Raw genomic sequence first — 14,175 nt, forward strand, 5'->3', positions numbered from 1 at the left:
CCGGGACTCGGGTAAGCGGTTGGGCCGAAACCGGTCGAGACGGGTCGAACGTCCGCTTCGTTGAGGGTTAGCGCCGTCGGGCGCGCCGCCCGCACTCGACGCATCGGTACTCCGCGCGCCACCCGCCGCCGGTGACGAAGCGCCTCTCGTAGGCGTCTCGCGCGCCGCACTCGGGGCAGACGTCGGGGAGGTCGGAGTCGTCCACGCTCACTCCGTCCGGCGGAACATCCCGCGGGAAGCGGGGGCGGTCGGTTCGAAGCCCCACCGCTCGTAGAAGCCGTCCACGTCGGCGAAGAGGTTCACGTAGGCGTTCGGCGGCGCTTCGCGGTCGAGGTAGGCGACGAGTTCGTCCATCATCGCGGTGCCGAGTCCCCGGCCTTGGTGGGCGGGGTGAACGGCCATGTCCGCGATTTGGTAGACGGTCCCGCCGTCCCCGACGATGCGTGCCATCCCCACCGTCTCGCCGTCGTAGCGGACGCTGACGCCGAAAATCGTGTTGGGCAGGCCCGCCCGCGCGCCCTCGACGCTCCGGGGGGCCATCCCCGCCGCCTCGCGGAGTGCGCAGAACGTCTCGGGGTCGGGGACTTCGCGGACCAGTCCGTAGGCGTCGTCCATGTCCCCGCGGACGCTGGCGGGCGAGAAGTGAATTGTCATCCGCCGTGACCGCCGAAACCGCCAACGCTTTTCCGTTCGACCGCAGACTCCAGTCCGATGGACGACACGCCCGGTCCAGACGTTCCCGTCTACGTCCGCGATTTCCTCCAGACGGTCGCCGCGGTGCTTCTCGTCGGTCTCCTCCTGTTCGGGGCGACCGGCGTGTGGCCCCCGATGGTCGCAGTCGAGAGCCCGAGCATGGAACCGCACATGACGAAGGGCGACCTCGTCGTCGTGACGGAGGCCGACCGCTTCGCCGCCCCCGCCGCCGACGAACACGGCGTCGTCACGGTCGAGTCCTCGCGGGGGTACGCTCGGTTCGCGGAACCGGGCGACGTGATCGTCTACGACGCGCCGCAAATCCCGGGGTCGCCGATAATCCACCGGGCGCGCTTCCACGTATCGGCCGGCGAGAACTGGTACGACAGGGCGAACCCCGACTACCTCCCGGCGGGCGCGGACGACTGCGAGGAACTGGTGAACTGCCCGGCCCCCCACGGCGGGTACATCACGAAGGGTGACAACAACGAGATGTACGACCAAGTGACCGGCATCGCGGACGAGGCCGGCCCCGTCCGCGCGGAGTGGGTCGTCGCCAAGGCGCAGGTCCGCGTGCCGTACCTCGGCTACGTCCGCCTCCTCCTCTCGGGGAAGGCCTGAATCGCGCGTCCGCGCGGTCCGGCGGAAATCCTCACGTTCGGTATCCGTCCAACGCCCAGTCGTACCGCTCCGCGAACTCCGCCGGGTCGGCGCGGAATGCCTCCCGCACGGCGGCGACTCCCTCGCTCCGTTCGAGTTCGTCGAGGAGGGCGCAGCCGACCCGGTAGGGTAGTCTCGACCCGCCGAACAGGTGAGACGCCAACTCGTCGGTCGGGACCGACTCCTGGCGGAGTCGTTCGCGGAACGAGTCGTACTCCCCGACGAGGGTTCGGAGCCGTTCGGGGTCGGAGAGCGCGGCGTAGTCGTCGCAGATGGCGTGCTCCTCGACGCCGACGGCACCGTCCGACCGACGGAGTTCGAGCGGCGCGTACGTCGCGAACGCCTCGGTGTGGAAGACGGTGTTCCAGACGGCCCGCTGGTTCTCGGACTCCAACGGCCGGGGTCCGAGCCCGTCGAGCGAGGCGTGCTCTCGTTCGTAGAGGACGTGAGAACTCTCGTGGACGCCCGCGTAGAGCAGTTGGCGCGGTCGTCGGTGGAACAGCGGTTCGTTCAGGTCGACGTAAGCCCCGCTTCGGACGCCGATTCCGGTTTCGTAGCCGACGCCGAGATGGAGCGTCACGTCGGAGATGTCCGCGTTCGGGGCGACGCGCCGGAGCTGTCGTTCGATCTGCGCGGTCCACTCGCGTTCCCGGGAGCGGACCCGGTCGATAAGCCGTACGATCTCCGTTCTGTTCTCCGAGAGGTTTCCGAGACCCGAGAAGGCCGTCCGTTCGCCGTCGACCGCATCGGAGAGGTCGTCGCGGGTCAACTCCCGCCCGAGGACGGTCGCGTGTTCTCTGGCGACCCCGTATCCGGGGTGATTCCAGACTCGGTCGAGCGACGCCTCCCCGTCGACGTACGAGAGGAACCGCTCGGCGGCGGACCAATCGATCTGCACGTCCTCCACCTCACGACCGGCGGTCTAATCGGTTCGGGTCGGGGGTTCGCCCGCCCGCGGCGGGTCACTTCTCCGTCGCCGACGACCTCGGTCGCCGGGCGTTCGTCTGCGCCTCCTCCGTCGCGGTTCTGAACCGCGCGAGTCTGTCGGCCTCCTCGTCCTCCTTCCACTCGCCGAGTTCCTTCGGGTCCACGTGGACGAACACGTCGTCGACGTCGGGCATCTCGCGGATGGACGAGACCACCTCCGACTCGATGTCGTGGGCCTCGAAGAGGGTCATGTCGCCCTCGACTTCGATGTGGAGGCTCACGTCTATCTCCGGGCCGACGTAGTGCGCCACCACGTCGTGCGCGCCGCGGACTTCGGAGTGCGAGAGCGCGCGTCCGAGAATCTCGGCGCGCAGTTCCTCCGGCGGCGCCGCGCCGACGAGGTAGTTCAGGTTGTCGCGGACGATCTCGTACCCGGTGTAGAGGATGCCCAGGGAGACGACGCCGGCGGCGACGGGGTCGAGGACGGGCAGGCCGACGCCCGCGCCGACGACGCCCGCGAGAGCCGCCACGGCGGTGAGGATGTCGTTTCGGTTGTCCTTCGCCGTGGCGACGATGGCCGGCGACCGGCGGTCCTCGCCGACGGAGAGGCAGTAGCGGTAGAGGGCGTACTTCACGGCGGCGGTGACGAGGAGCACCGCGATGCCGGCGAGACCGGCGCTCCGCCCGTACGTCCCGTTCAGAACGGTCGTGGTGGCGTTCCAGAGGACGCCCGCGCCCGCCGCGAAGACGCCGAGGGCGACGAAGAGGGCGACGAACGGTTCGATTCGCTCGTGACCGTGGGGGTGTTCGAAGTCGGGCGGTTGGGTGGTGAGGTACAACCCGGCGACGACGATGACGCTGTAGGCGGCGTCGGCGAGACTGTTGACCGCCTCGGACCCGACGGCGAGACTCCCCGTCGCCCACCAGACGGCCCCCTTCGCGAGTACGAGAGCGAGGTTGACCGCCAACACGACGAGTCCCACCCGCCGAATCACGTCCTTCCGGGTCCCCTCCATCGGTGGGGACTACTCGTCGGAGGGCAAAATCGCTTCGGACGGACCGCCGTACCGGACTCCGCCGGTCACTCCGTCGCCGTCTCGAACGAGAGGCGGACCGCGGCGTCGGCGTCACCGGTCGGGCCGTCGCCGTCGTCCCCGTCGTCTCCGTCGCCCCCACCTCCGTCCGCCGCGTCGAGGCCGGAGAACGCCTCGTGGAGGCGGTCGTACGTGTCGTCGAGGGCCTCGACCAGCACCTTGGTGTCCCCGACGACGGGCATGAAGTTGGTGTCGCCGTTCCACCGCGGGACGACGTGGGTGTGGAGGTGGTCGTCGATGGACCCGCCCGACGCGCCGCCGCCGAGGTTCTCGCCGACGTTGGCGGCGTCGGGACCCATCGCGGCGTCGAACGCCGAAAGCGTCGCGGCCTTCAGTTTCGCGTGGTCCAACAGTTCCGCGTCGGTCAGGTCGCCCCACTCGCCCGTGTGGCGGTACGGGATGACCATCGCGTGGCCGGGGTTGTACGGGTAGTTGTTCAGGAGGACGAACGTGTGGTCGCTTCGCGCGACGACGCGACTCTCCCTGTCGTCGTCGCGTTCGGGGAGGACGCAGAACGGACATCCTTCGGACTCCTCGTCGTCGTCCCGTTCGACCCACTCGATGCGCCACGGCGCGAACAACTGGTCCATGAACGACCCGTGGAAACGCGTCCGCTTAGTGTCGGCGGAAACGCGACTGTGACGCTCGTTGACTCGTGGCTAGGTTCATGCCGCGTCCCGCCGTACGTCCCGCGATGGCAGTCAGTCCCGACCCGTCCGAACGAACCGAACCGTGCGACCACTGCGGCCGGGAGACCCCTCACCGGGTTCGGGTGGAACTGCGCGCGGAGAACAGAGACCCCGAACGCGCCGCGTACTCCCGCGAACCGTACCGAATCTCCGTCTGCGCGACGTGCGGCGCGGAGGAAGTGACCCGGATGAACAACGCGTGACTGCCGCGAACGTCTCACCACCGCGGCGCACTCGAATACTCTCCTCGTCAACGGAACGGTAGAATCGAAGACCAAGTGACCGCCAGCGCGGACGCGTTGGCGTCGAACTCCAGCGAACTGCTGGACGTCCTCGACCGGTTCGTGGTGGACGACTCCGACGCGTACGACGTGGAGACGACCGCGGCGGCCGACGCCTACGGGGACGCGACGGGCGGCCCCCTCCCCGGCGACGACTGAACGCCGACTCGTTTTTCGAGAAAGAGCGACCGAGACGACTACTCGGTGAGGATCTCGCAGCCGTCTTCCGTGACGATAACGGTGTGCTCCGCCTGACTCACGAGCGTTCCGTCGTCCTCCTTCAGGACGGGGTAGCCGTGGAGGACGCCCTGCTGTTCGAGGCGGCGGATGGCCATCTCCGCGCGGGGGGAGTCTATCCACCGCGAGGCGAACGGGAGCGTCTTGTACTCCTCGGTCACCTGTTCGAGGACCTGCCGCGCCGCGCGATTCCGAACCGACCGGTCGCGTTCGAGGCTGTAAATCTCCTCTTTGGACCCCTCGCTCACCTTGCCGCGGCCGTCGGTGGCGAACGGTTCGATGGCCACCACGTCACCGACTTCGAGTTCGACACCGCGTTCCGTGCCGCGGTTGGGGATGTTCGGCCCGGTGTGGGCGTCCCACTGGGCGACGCCGTGCCCCGAGAGGTTGAGCACGGGCGTGTAGCCGTACCCGCGGATGACGTCCTCTATCTCCGCGCCGACTTCGCCCGTCTCCGCGCCGGGTTCGACGGCCTCTAGCGCCGCGTCGAGGGCTTCCTCGGCCGCCTCGACCAGTTCGTCGTTGCCCGAGAGGTCCACCGTCACCGCGGCGTCGGCGATGTAGCCGTCCACGTGGACGCCGCAGTCAAGACACACCATGTCCTCGCCGAACTCGGTGTCGTCGTCGCGGCCCGGACTCGCGTGCGACGCCTCCTCGTTCACGCTGATGTTGACGGGGAAGGCGCACCCGTCGGCGAGTTCGTAGATTCGTTCCTCCGCGAACTCGGCGACTTCGAGGTGTTTCGCGCCGGGTTCGACCTTCTCGGCCGCCTCGTCTAACACCTGTCGCAGAACGCGCCCCGCCTCGCGGTACTTCTCGACCGTCTCGTCGTCGAGGGGTCCGATACTCATGCCCGCGCCTTCGCGTGACCGTCTGAAAGAGGTTGCGGACGCCGCGCCGTCGGGTGTTCGGGGTGGTATCGAGGGGCAGTGCGGGCCCGTCCGCCGGCACTCCGCCGCCGACGCGGATGTCTATATACGCCACCCTCAGTCTCCTAGTAACCGTTTATACGCGTCCGGGCGTGGTCTGAGAGAGTCAGATGGCCGAACCTACCTTCGACGACTCCGTGCCGCACCGCCGCGTCGATATCGACCGGTGGGAGGGGGTGTACGTCGTCGGCGACGTACACGGGTGTCGGGCGGAACTCGAACGCCTCCTCGATACGCTCGGCGTGACCGACGACGACCTCGTGGTGTTCGTCGGCGACTTAGTTCGAAAAGGGCCGGACAGCGCGGGCGTCGTCTCCCTCGTCCGCGGGTCGGAGAACATGCTGACGGTCCGCGGGAACAACGAGGAGAAACTCGTTCGGGGGGACAAGCGCCTGCCCGAACTGAGCGACGAGCAGATGGCGTGGATTCGGGACCTCCCGGTCGCTCTCTCGTGGGAGGGGACGCTCGTCGTCCACGGCGGCGTGGACCCGCGGACGACCCTCGCGGACCACACCGTAGACGAGTTAGAGACCAACCGGTCGCTGTCAGACGGGAGCTACGAACGGCCGTTCTGGTGGGAGGAGTACGCCGGCCCCGAACGGGTGTTCTTCGGCCACACGGTGCTGGCGGAACCGGTCGTCCGCGAGTACGCCGTCGGCCTCGACACCGGGTGCGTCTACGGCGGCGAACTCACCGCCTACGACTGGCGGAACGACGAGTTCGTCGCCGTCGAGTCCGAGGAGACGGTCGAAGAGCGGAGCGACTCGAAGATAGTGTCGCCGCGGCCCGCCGCCTCGCACTCCGACTGACCCGGCGGACGCGGAGCGCTCACGGACGGATTTTATCACCCGGCGGAGCGAGGGTGGGGACATGACCGACGGCGACTTCGAGGGCTACGGCGGACGGCACGTCCCCGACGCGCTGAAAGACGCGCTCGAACGACTCGCGGCGGCGTACGACGAGGTTTCGGACACCGACGAGTTCCGCTCGGACCTCCGCGGGTTGCTGGAGACGTTCGCGGGGCGGCCGACGCCGCTGTATCACGCGCGCAACCTCAGCGACCGCTACGGCGCGGACATCTACCTCAAGCGGGAGGACCTGCTCCACGGCGGCGCGCACAAGATAAACAACACGCTCGGACAGGCGCTACTGGCGAAGAAAGCGGGCAGAGAGCGCCTCATCGCCGAAACCGGCGCGGGGCAACACGGCACGGCGACGGCGATGGTCGGCGCGCTTCTGAACCTCGACACGGAGATATACATGGGGAAGAAGGACGCCGAGCGCCAGCGGATGAACGTCTTCCGGATGCGGTTGATGGGCGCGGAGGTGAACGAGGTGACTCGCGGTGGCGCGGGGTTGGCCGACGCCGTCGACGCAGCGTTGGAGGACTTCGCGCGGAACATCGACGACACCCACTACCTCGTCGGGAGCGTCGTCGGCCCGGACCCGTTCCCCCGGATGGTCCGGGACTTCCAGAGCGTCATCGGCAGGGAGGCGCGCGAACAGTTCCTCGACCGGACCGGCGAACTCCCGGACGCCGCGGTGGCCTGCGTCGGCGGCGGGTCGAACGCCATCGGCCTGTTCCACGCGTTCCGCGACGACCCGGTCGACTTCTACGGCGCGGAGGGCGGCGGCGAGGGGGCGGACTCGAAGCGCCACGCCGCCCCCCTCGCGAAGGGGCGAGACGACGTCATCCACGGGATGCGAACCCGCGTCATCGACGACGACGTGGAGGTGCACTCCGTCTCCGCCGGACTCGACTACCCCGGCGTCGGCCCGGAACACGCGATGTTCCGAGCGATCGGTCGCGCCGAGTACACGGGCGTCACCGACGACGAGGCCCTCGCGGCGTTCCGCGAACTCGCGGAGACGGAGGGCATCATCCCCGCCCTCGAATCGAGTCACGCGGTGGCCCGGGCCATCGAACTCGCCGAGTTGGGCGACCACGAGACGATTCTCGTCAACCTCTCGGGCCGCGGCGACAAGGACATGGAAACCGCCGCGGAGCGGTTCGACCTGTAGGCGCGCCCTCGCGGGGCCGGTCCGAACGCGCGCGACGGCCGTTGTACCTAACCCGCACCCCAGTGTCTTCCCGAGCGTGTCCCGAATCGCCGTCGCGCACACGGACCTCACGGCGAAAGGGGGCGGAGAAGGCGTCTGCATGAACGTCCTGGCGGCCCTCGAAGGCCGTCACGACGTGACACTCCTCACCCTCACGTCGCCCGACATCGACGCGTTGAACCGCTACTTCGACACCGACGTGGGCGACGTGACGGTCCGCCGTCCGCCGGTCGTCGAGTCGTTGCTCGAACGCACCGACCTCCCCCTCTACAACCTGGAGAACGCCTTCCTCTCGCGGTTCGTCGACTCGCGGGCCGACGAGTTCGACCTCGTGATATCGACGGACAACGAGATTTCGCCATCGATTCCGGCGATTCAGTACGTCCACACGCCGCGGTTCGGTCGCCTCGTCACCAGCAAGCGGGTGGGCGAGGACAGCTTCGTGGACCACCTCTACGACCGCCTCGCGTACCGCGTCGGCGGGTTCGACGCCGAGGAGATTCGGAACAGCCGTCTGCTGACGAACTCGCGGTGGATGGCCAACATCGTCCAGGACGTCTACGGCGTCCGCCCCGAGGTGGTGTACCCGCCGGTCGACACGTCGGGGTTCGACCCCGCGCCGTGGGAGGAACGCGAGGACGGGTTCGTCACCGTCGGCCGCATCACCTCCTACAAGAACGTGAAAGACGCCGTCCGCATCGTGGACGGCGTGCGCGAACGCGGCCACGACGTCCACCACCACGTCGTCGGCCCGCCGACCGAGGAGGCGTACGCCGCCGAGGTGAAGGAGATGGCCGACGACCGGGAGTACGTCACCGTCGAGGGCGAGATGCCCCGCGAGGAGTTGGAGGCGATGCTCTCGACGCACAAGTGGGGCCTGCACGCCAAGCGCCACGAGCACTTCGGCATGGCCGTCGCGGAACTCGTCGCGGCCGGTACGGTGGCGTTCGTCCCGGACAACGGCGGCCAACAGGACATCGTGGAGGGGCGCGACGAACTCATGTACCGGACCACCGAGGAGGCGGTGGAGAAGGTACACCGCATCCTCTCTGACGACGACCTGAGAGAGGAGGTCCGACAGACGCCCGACACCATCGAGGAGCGATTCGGCCGCGACCGGTTCCGCGAGGAGGTTCGGGCGTTGGCGGCCGAGGAACTCGACGGGCGCGCGTAGGGGGCCGCGAGGAGTCGACGGCGAGTCGACCGGATCGACTCTCTCCGACGGCGGAACTTCGGCGCGAGAAGCCGTATCGCCGCCGACGGTGCCAGAATCACTTTCTCCGTCGGCGGCGTCTGTCGGTCCATGGCAGTTCGGACGGCCGTCATCGGGAGCGGAATCGTCTCGACGAACAACCACCTCCCGGCCCTCGCTCGGAACCCGCGGACCGACCTTCTCGCCGTCGCCGACGTGGACGAAGAGAGCGTCCGCGAGGCGGCCGCCGAGTACGGGTGCCGGGCGTACACCGACGCCGAGACGATGCTCGAACGCGAGGACGCCGAGTGGGTCCACGTCGCCACGCCCGTCCAGACGCACGCCGACCTCGCGCGCGCGGCCATCGACGCGGGTGCGAACGTGACGGTGCAGAAACCGGCGGCGACCAACCCCGAGGAGTTAGGAGAGATGCGCTCCGCGGCCGACGAGGCGGGCGTGTCGCTCTCGGTGGTGCACAACTGGCTCTACTACCCCGTCGTCCGCGAACTCCGCCGCCGAATCGCGTCCGGCGAAATCGGCGAGGTTCGAGCGGTCAGAACCGCGTTCACGGGCGAGGGCCGCCCGGACGAGACGTACCGCGGCGACTGGGTGCTCGAACTCGAAGGCGGCGACTTAGAGGAGGGGATGTCGCACCCGTTCTATCTCACCCTTGCCCTCGGCGGCGTCCCGCGGAGCGAAGACGACGTGACCGCCCTCACCCGCGCGACGGAGGAGTTCGACCACGGCGTGACGTACGACGGCGCGCAGGTGCAGTACGTCGCCGAGAACGACGCCCTCTGTTCTATCACCTACCTCTCCTCGTCGGCGCGCGACTCCAAACTCGCGGTCCACGGCACCGAGGGGTCGATTCACGTCGATATCCCCACGGCCACGCTCGACGTCCACGACGCCGAGTCGGGGCCGTACCACTTCCCGAACGAGCGGTTCTCGCGGAACGCCGAACGGACGAGACAGACCGCCGAGGGGGCGGTGCGAAACGCGAAGCGGTACGTCGCGGGGCGAATCGAGGACGAACTCGACAGGCACGACGAGGACAGTCCCGACGGCCACTACTTCCTGTTCGACGAGGCGGCGAAAGCGCTCGAACGCGGCGAGAAACCGCCGGTGACGCCCGAACTCTCGCGGTGGGTGCTCGAACTCACAGAGCAGGTTCGCGAGTCGGCGCGGGAATGAGGCCCGCGGCGTACCTTTTTACGCGATAGCGCGGCAGTCGGGCGTGTGCGGTCGACCGATACTGCGCTCTGTGAGAACCGCCGCCTACGACCCGTCGATTCCGAGGTTCGACTCCAACTCGGCGGCCACGTCGTCCGGGGCGTACGCCGTCTCGATTCGCTCGCGGGCGTTCGCGGCCAGTCGCTTCCGTTCCTCAGGGTCCGACAGCAGGCGGTTCGTCCCCGCGACGAACTCGTCCCAGTCGTCGGCGACGAGGACGTCCTCGCCGGGTTCGGCGTCCACGCCCTCGAACCCCCGGCGGGTCGTGACGATAGGCGTCTCCCACGCCATCGACTCCAGTATCTTGATGCGGACGCCGCCGCCGATACGGAGGGGCGTGACCATCACGGCGGCGTCGCGGACGGCCGCCCCGATGTCCTCGACTTCGCCCGCGAACGTGATTCCCGGACGCTCTCCCAGCGACCGAACCGCGTCGTTCGCGTCGCGGCCCGCGACGACGAACTCGGCGTCGGGGTGCACCTCCCGAATCTCCGGCCACGGCCCCTCGGCGAACGCCAGCACGCCGTCCTCGTTGGGGAACCACTCGTAGGACCCGAAGAAGAGGAGTCGCTTCCCCTCGACCGGTCGGTCCGCCGTCTCGTACTCCGCGGCGTCGATGGCGACTCGCTGGCGCTTCACGGGCGTCGTGACGCGCTCTTCGAGCCGTCTCCGGTCCCTCTCGCCGAGGACCAACACCCGGTCCGACGCCTGATACGTGGCGAGTTCCTCGCGGCGGAGGCGGGGAATCTCAAGCGACAGTTCCGCCCGCGTCTTCACGTCCGACGCGGTGGCGCGGTGGAGGCGGTGGGCCGCGAACTCCACGACGTGCGCGCTCGTGACGAGGCGGGCGTCCGCCCACGCGGCGGCCGCCCGAACGTCCTCGTCGCGGAAGGCGCGGGCCAGATACGGGTGCTGTCCCACCACCACGTCCGGCGAGAGCGTCGTGATTCGCCTCGCCGCGGCCTCGCGCATCGAGTCGGCGTCGAACATCTCCATCACGTCCGACCGACCGAGGGCCGCCCGGGCGACTTTCCGGGCCGTCGGCGGTAGGGGGGACTCCGTGCCCTCGACGCGTACTATCGACTCGCAGACGTCGCGGACGCCCGGCACCGTCTCGGCGTCGTCGTCGCGGGCGTACGCGAGGAGGTGCACGTCGTGGCCGCGGTTCGCCAACGCGCGGACGAAACCGTACGTCACGATACTGTCCCCGGAGTTCGGCGGGAACGGGACTCCGCGCGCGAGGAAGAGAATCCGGCTCACGAGTCGAACACCCCGACCGGGTGGCCGTCGCCCGCCTCGGCGGTCGATTCCGCCGCCCCCGAGAGGCCGGCGTACAAATCGAGGAGTTCGCCGGCGTGCGCCGAGAGGCGCTTCGGCGGTTCGACGCCCTCGCGCAACCGCGCGACGAGACGCGGGTTCGACGCGAGCGTTCGGAGGCGCGCGCGGAGCGATTCGACGCTCTCGGGGTCGAACGTGAAGCCGTCCACGCCGTGCGTGACGAGTTCGGCCATCCCGCCCCGGTCGGCCGTCACCACGGGCGTCCCCGCCGCGAACGCCTCCTGAATGACGAGCGGACTGTTCTCGTACCACGTCGAGGGGAGGACGAACACGTCGGACTCGGCGAACGGCGTCGCCGGATCGTCGTAGTAGCCGTGGAACCGAACCCGGTCGTCCGCCGCGGCGTCCGCGAGTCGGGCGTGGTAGTCGTTCCCCTCGGGGTCGAACCGCCCGTACACGTCGAGTCGGGCGTCGCCCTCGACGCCCGCGAACGCCGCAAGCAGGCGGTGGACGCCCTTCTCCTCGACCAACCGCCCGGCGTACCCGAACGCGAGCGTCGAGTCGGGGTCGTACCCGCCGTCGCGGAACGCGTCCACCCAGATGCCGTTCCGGGCCTGCACGATGTCGCCGGGCGGGACGCCGAACTCGACGAACCGGTCGCGGAGGAACGCCGATGGCGACACCAACAGGTCCGCGGCGTCGAGGGCGTCGTCGAGGCGGGCGGTTCGACGGGCCACGGGTTCGGCGAACGCGGGAAACGTCGCGTCGCCCTCGCCCGCCTCCGGCGGGGAGTCGTCGTCGCCCTCGCCGCCGTCCGCGGCGTCCGCCACCGCCTCGCCGACGGCGTTCGCGTAGCAGTTCGCGCACTTGCCGACGCACGTCGGCCCGGAGCAGAGCGACCCGTCGGGGTGGGTGAGTTGCTCGCGGTGACACGCCGTCCAGAAGTCGTGGAGAGTGAGGACCGAGGGGACGCCCTCGGACGCGCAGATTCGGGGCAGTCGCGAGGAGAGACCCTTGAGGTGCTGAAAGTGGGCCACGTCGGGATCGAACGTCGAGAGGAGGTCCGCGAACGCGGCGTCCACGGACGATTGGGCGACCCCCGCCGACGGGTCGAGGGCGACGCCGTCCTCGGGTTGGGTCGTCGGCGTCGGGAGGCCGACAACCGACGCGCCCGGAACGTCCGCCGCCGCCGCGCCGCGGTCGGAGGGGGCGGCGACGGTCACCTCATGGTCCGCCGCGAACGCCTCCGCGAGGCGTTCGGTGTACAGTTCCGTCCCGCCGTAGGTGTCCGGCGGGAGGGCGTGGGCGACGAGGAGTATCCGCATGCGTCAGTCGTCCGTCGGCGTCTCGGCGGTCACGCCGTCGGGCGTCTCCTCGCCGGCGTTCCGGTCCACGTAGTCGTAGAGCCACGTGAACTGCCGCGCGAGGTCGTGTTCGTCCACGTCGAGGGGCGCTTTGAAGAACGACGCGAGGTGGGTCTGGAGGCCCGACTCGCCGCGTTCGTCGGCGTTCGAGAGGAGGCGAACGAGGTCCAACGCGAGGGGGGCCGCCAGCGCGGAGTCGGACCCCTCCCACGTGAACTGCATCTTCATCTCCGTGTCGAGGAAGCCCTCGAAGTGGATGTAGTCCCACGCCGTCTTCCAGTCGTCGAGGGAGGGCGTGTAGTCGATGCGGACCCGGTTGTGGAAGTCGTCGTCGAGGATTCCGTCGAGGATGTCGCCCTTGCTCTCTATCTTGCCCGCCTTGTTGCGTTCGTCTTCGAGAACCTGCCCGTCGGTGTTGCCGAGGATGTTGTGGCCCTCCCACGACATGACGCGGAGGTTGCGCCCGGCGAACATGGGTCCGAGCGCGGCTTTGACGAGCGATTCGCCCGTCTTGCCGTCGTTGCCCATGTGGGGGACGCCCTCCTCGCGGGCCAGTTGGCGCAGGCCGCCGAGGGAACTCCCGGCGGAGGGGGTGAAGTTCGCGTACGGGTGGCCCTCGCTGAGGGCGACGTAGGCGTACAGCGAACTCGCCGGCAGGTCCCGGTCGTCGCCTTCGACGGCCGACTCGAACGCCTCGCGGGTGGCGTAGTCGTCGGGGTTCTCCACGGGCGGTTCCGAGGAGGCGACGTTCACCATCACCACCCGGTCGAGACCCTCCGCCCGGCGGAACGAGTCGACGTCGTCGCGGATTCGCTCGACTATCTCGGCGACGGTCCGGTCCTCCTCCAGTAGTTCAGCGTTGGAGAGGGCTTCGACGCTCTCGCCGCAGTTCAGCGCCGTCCCGACGTGAACGTGGTCGTCCACGTCGGCTAAGTCGTCCGCGACGGCTTCGACCGTCGAGGGGTGGGGCATGCCGTTCTCCTCCGCGAGGCGGCGCGCGTCCTCCGGGACGCTTCCGGTTCGGATGTCGTGCCCGCCGAACGCGAGGTCCGACACGTCCGGCATGTCGAGGCGCGAGACGGGGCGGCGCGCCGACACCATCCCGGTGGTGTCCGTCTCGCCGCGCGCGATGGCCTTCGCGCCGACCATCGCCGTGGTGGCGATGTTGCCGCGCGCGCCGACCAACCAGACGCCGACGTCGCTCACGGGGCCACCTCCGCGCCACCGTCGGTCCGCACGTCGGCGTTCGTCCTCACCGTACCGTCGCGTTTCGTGGAAGCGGCCTCGTGTCTCATGGTCGTGTGAAATCGGACCGGTAACTCCCGGTCGCGCGCCGCCCGGCCCGGGCGACGACCGCGCGACCCTCGACGGCCCGTCTCGCGTCTCCCCGAGCGAGATGCCGCCGAAATGTATGTTATCAAATACGTCTGTGATTCGTCTCGAACCGACCTATACTACCGTCAGAGGCGACTAATATCTCTCGGCCGCAATAACGAATAAAAATATTGTCGTTAATCTAGCAGACCGGCGACGGAGG

16 protein-coding genes are annotated in these 14,175 nt (G+C 69.1%); 7 read left to right on the top strand and 9 right to left on the bottom strand.

The window, feature by feature from the left end; genetic code table 11:
• Positions 1 to 67: 67 nt before the first annotated feature.
• Both ACZ522_RS07490 and ACZ522_RS07495 read right to left on the bottom strand, forming a co-directional pair.
• Positions 68 to 205, bottom strand: a complete 138-nt coding sequence (locus tag ACZ522_RS07490; RefSeq protein ID WP_379693341.1) for a hypothetical protein — start codon at positions 203 to 205, stop codon at positions 68 to 70.
• A gap of 2 nt (positions 206 to 207) precedes the next feature.
• Entirely contained in the window at positions 208 to 615 is a 408-nt protein-coding gene (locus tag ACZ522_RS07495) for a GNAT family N-acetyltransferase (RefSeq protein WP_379694542.1), read from the bottom strand.
• Positions 616 to 711: 96 nt separating this feature from the next.
• On the opposite strand from ACZ522_RS07495, the gene ACZ522_RS07500 reads away from it, so the two are divergent.
• Positions 712 to 1,314, top strand: coding sequence for a S26 family signal peptidase (locus tag ACZ522_RS07500; RefSeq protein ID WP_379693339.1), 603 nt, complete (start codon positions 712 to 714; stop codon positions 1,312 to 1,314).
• A 31-nt stretch (positions 1,315 to 1,345) separates the two neighbouring features.
• On the opposite strand, the gene ACZ522_RS07505 is transcribed toward ACZ522_RS07500, so the two are convergent.
• From ACZ522_RS07505 to ACZ522_RS07515, 3 genes are all read right to left on the bottom strand, one after another.
• Positions 1,346 to 2,251 carry a hypothetical protein gene (locus ACZ522_RS07505; RefSeq protein ID WP_379693336.1) on the bottom strand — a complete coding sequence of 302 codons (906 nt, stop codon included), beginning with the start codon at positions 2,249 to 2,251 and terminating at the stop codon, positions 1,346 to 1,348.
• Positions 2,252 to 2,315: 64 nt separating this feature from the next.
• The gene (locus ACZ522_RS07510) at positions 2,316 to 3,296 is read right to left on the bottom strand and encodes a cation diffusion facilitator family transporter (RefSeq protein ID WP_379693333.1); all 981 of its coding nucleotides are present in this window, start codon (positions 3,294 to 3,296) and stop codon (positions 2,316 to 2,318) included.
• A 65-nt stretch (positions 3,297 to 3,361) separates the two neighbouring features.
• A complete protein-coding gene (locus ACZ522_RS07515) occupies positions 3,362 to 3,964 on the bottom strand; it encodes an HIT family protein (RefSeq protein WP_379693330.1) in 603 nt (200 codons plus the stop codon).
• 104 nt (positions 3,965 to 4,068) lie between these two features.
• Between ACZ522_RS07515 and ACZ522_RS07520 the strand changes: the two genes are divergently transcribed.
• Both ACZ522_RS07520 and ACZ522_RS07525 read left to right on the top strand, forming a co-directional pair.
• Complete coding sequence (locus tag ACZ522_RS07520) at positions 4,069 to 4,266, top strand: DUF7835 family putative zinc beta-ribbon protein (protein WP_379693327.1); 198 nt, start codon at positions 4,069 to 4,071, stop codon at positions 4,264 to 4,266.
• Positions 4,267 to 4,341: 75 nt separating this feature from the next.
• Positions 4,342 to 4,503: a hypothetical protein gene (locus tag ACZ522_RS07525; RefSeq protein WP_379693324.1), complete on the top strand. Its 162-nt coding sequence runs from the start codon at positions 4,342 to 4,344 to the stop codon at positions 4,501 to 4,503.
• A gap of 38 nt (positions 4,504 to 4,541) precedes the next feature.
• Here ACZ522_RS07525 and map read toward each other — a convergent pair whose 3' ends face one another.
• Complete coding sequence (gene map / locus ACZ522_RS07530) at positions 4,542 to 5,432, bottom strand: type II methionyl aminopeptidase (protein ID WP_379693321.1); 891 nt, start codon at positions 5,430 to 5,432, stop codon at positions 4,542 to 4,544.
• Positions 5,433 to 5,620: 188 nt separating this feature from the next.
• On the opposite strand from map, the gene ACZ522_RS07535 reads away from it, so the two are divergent.
• The 4 genes from ACZ522_RS07535 (at position 5,621) to ACZ522_RS07550 (ending at position 9,957) form a co-directional block, all read left to right on the top strand.
• Positions 5,621 to 6,319 (top strand): metallophosphoesterase family protein, encoded by a 699-nt coding sequence (locus ACZ522_RS07535; RefSeq protein ID WP_379693318.1) that lies wholly within the window; start codon positions 5,621 to 5,623, stop codon positions 6,317 to 6,319.
• A gap of 61 nt (positions 6,320 to 6,380) precedes the next feature.
• Positions 6,381 to 7,532 carry a tryptophan synthase subunit beta gene (gene trpB, locus ACZ522_RS07540; RefSeq protein WP_379693315.1) on the top strand — a complete coding sequence of 384 codons (1,152 nt, stop codon included), beginning with the start codon at positions 6,381 to 6,383 and terminating at the stop codon, positions 7,530 to 7,532.
• Between the two features lie 76 nt (positions 7,533 to 7,608).
• Complete coding sequence (locus tag ACZ522_RS07545) at positions 7,609 to 8,745, top strand: glycosyltransferase family 4 protein (protein ID WP_379693312.1); 1,137 nt, start codon at positions 7,609 to 7,611, stop codon at positions 8,743 to 8,745.
• Between the two features lie 129 nt (positions 8,746 to 8,874).
• Positions 8,875 to 9,957 (top strand): Gfo/Idh/MocA family protein, encoded by a 1,083-nt coding sequence (locus tag ACZ522_RS07550; RefSeq protein WP_379693309.1) that lies wholly within the window; start codon positions 8,875 to 8,877, stop codon positions 9,955 to 9,957.
• Positions 9,958 to 10,041: 84 nt separating this feature from the next.
• Here ACZ522_RS07550 and ACZ522_RS07555 read toward each other — a convergent pair whose 3' ends face one another.
• Genes ACZ522_RS07555 through ACZ522_RS07565 form a run of 3 tightly spaced genes read right to left on the bottom strand, consistent with a single transcriptional unit; the run spans position 10,042 to position 13,787 of the window.
• Entirely contained in the window at positions 10,042 to 11,256 is a 1,215-nt protein-coding gene (locus ACZ522_RS07555) for a glycosyltransferase family 4 protein (protein ID WP_379693306.1), read from the bottom strand.
• Positions 11,253 to 12,599 carry a glycosyltransferase family 4 protein gene (locus tag ACZ522_RS07560; RefSeq protein WP_379693303.1) on the bottom strand — a complete coding sequence of 449 codons (1,347 nt, stop codon included), beginning with the start codon at positions 12,597 to 12,599 and terminating at the stop codon, positions 11,253 to 11,255. The genes ACZ522_RS07555 and ACZ522_RS07560 overlap by 4 nt, the downstream gene beginning before the upstream one ends.
• A gap of 3 nt (positions 12,600 to 12,602) precedes the next feature.
• On the bottom strand, positions 12,603 to 13,787 hold the full coding sequence (locus ACZ522_RS07565) for an inositol-3-phosphate synthase (RefSeq protein WP_464391817.1): 1,185 nt from the start codon (positions 13,785 to 13,787) through the stop codon (positions 12,603 to 12,605).
• Positions 13,788 to 14,175: the final 388 nt, after the last annotated feature.

It is taken from the genome of Halopelagius fulvigenes (assembly GCF_055398025.1).

Bases quoted from the DNA above. Each gene is read 5' to 3' on its own strand.
- ACZ522_RS07520 (WP_379693327.1), top strand. From the start codon at position 4,069: ATGGCAGTCAGTCCCGACCCGTCCGAACGAACCGAACCGTGCGACCAC.
- ACZ522_RS07510 (WP_379693333.1), bottom strand. From the start codon at position 3,296: ATGGAGGGGACCCGGAAGGACGTGATTCGGCGGGTGGGACTCGTCGTG.
- trpB (WP_379693315.1), top strand. From the start codon at position 6,381: ATGACCGACGGCGACTTCGAGGGCTACGGCGGACGGCACGTCCCCGAC.
- ACZ522_RS07535 (WP_379693318.1), top strand. From the start codon at position 5,621: ATGGCCGAACCTACCTTCGACGACTCCGTGCCGCACCGCCGCGTCGAT.
- ACZ522_RS07565 (WP_464391817.1), bottom strand. From the start codon at position 13,787: ATGGTCGGCGCGAAGGCCATCGCGCGCGGCGAGACGGACACCACCGGG.
- ACZ522_RS07550 (WP_379693309.1), top strand. From the start codon at position 8,875: ATGGCAGTTCGGACGGCCGTCATCGGGAGCGGAATCGTCTCGACGAAC.
- map (WP_379693321.1), bottom strand. From the start codon at position 5,432: ATGAGTATCGGACCCCTCGACGACGAGACGGTCGAGAAGTACCGCGAG.
- ACZ522_RS07515 (WP_379693330.1), bottom strand. From the start codon at position 3,964: ATGGACCAGTTGTTCGCGCCGTGGCGCATCGAGTGGGTCGAACGGGAC.
- ACZ522_RS07495 (WP_379694542.1), bottom strand. From the start codon at position 615: ATGGACGACGCCTACGGACTGGTCCGCGAAGTCCCCGACCCCGAGACG.
- ACZ522_RS07560 (WP_379693303.1), bottom strand. From the start codon at position 12,599: ATGCGGATACTCCTCGTCGCCCACGCCCTCCCGCCGGACACCTACGGC.
- ACZ522_RS07500 (WP_379693339.1), top strand. From the start codon at position 712: ATGGACGACACGCCCGGTCCAGACGTTCCCGTCTACGTCCGCGATTTC.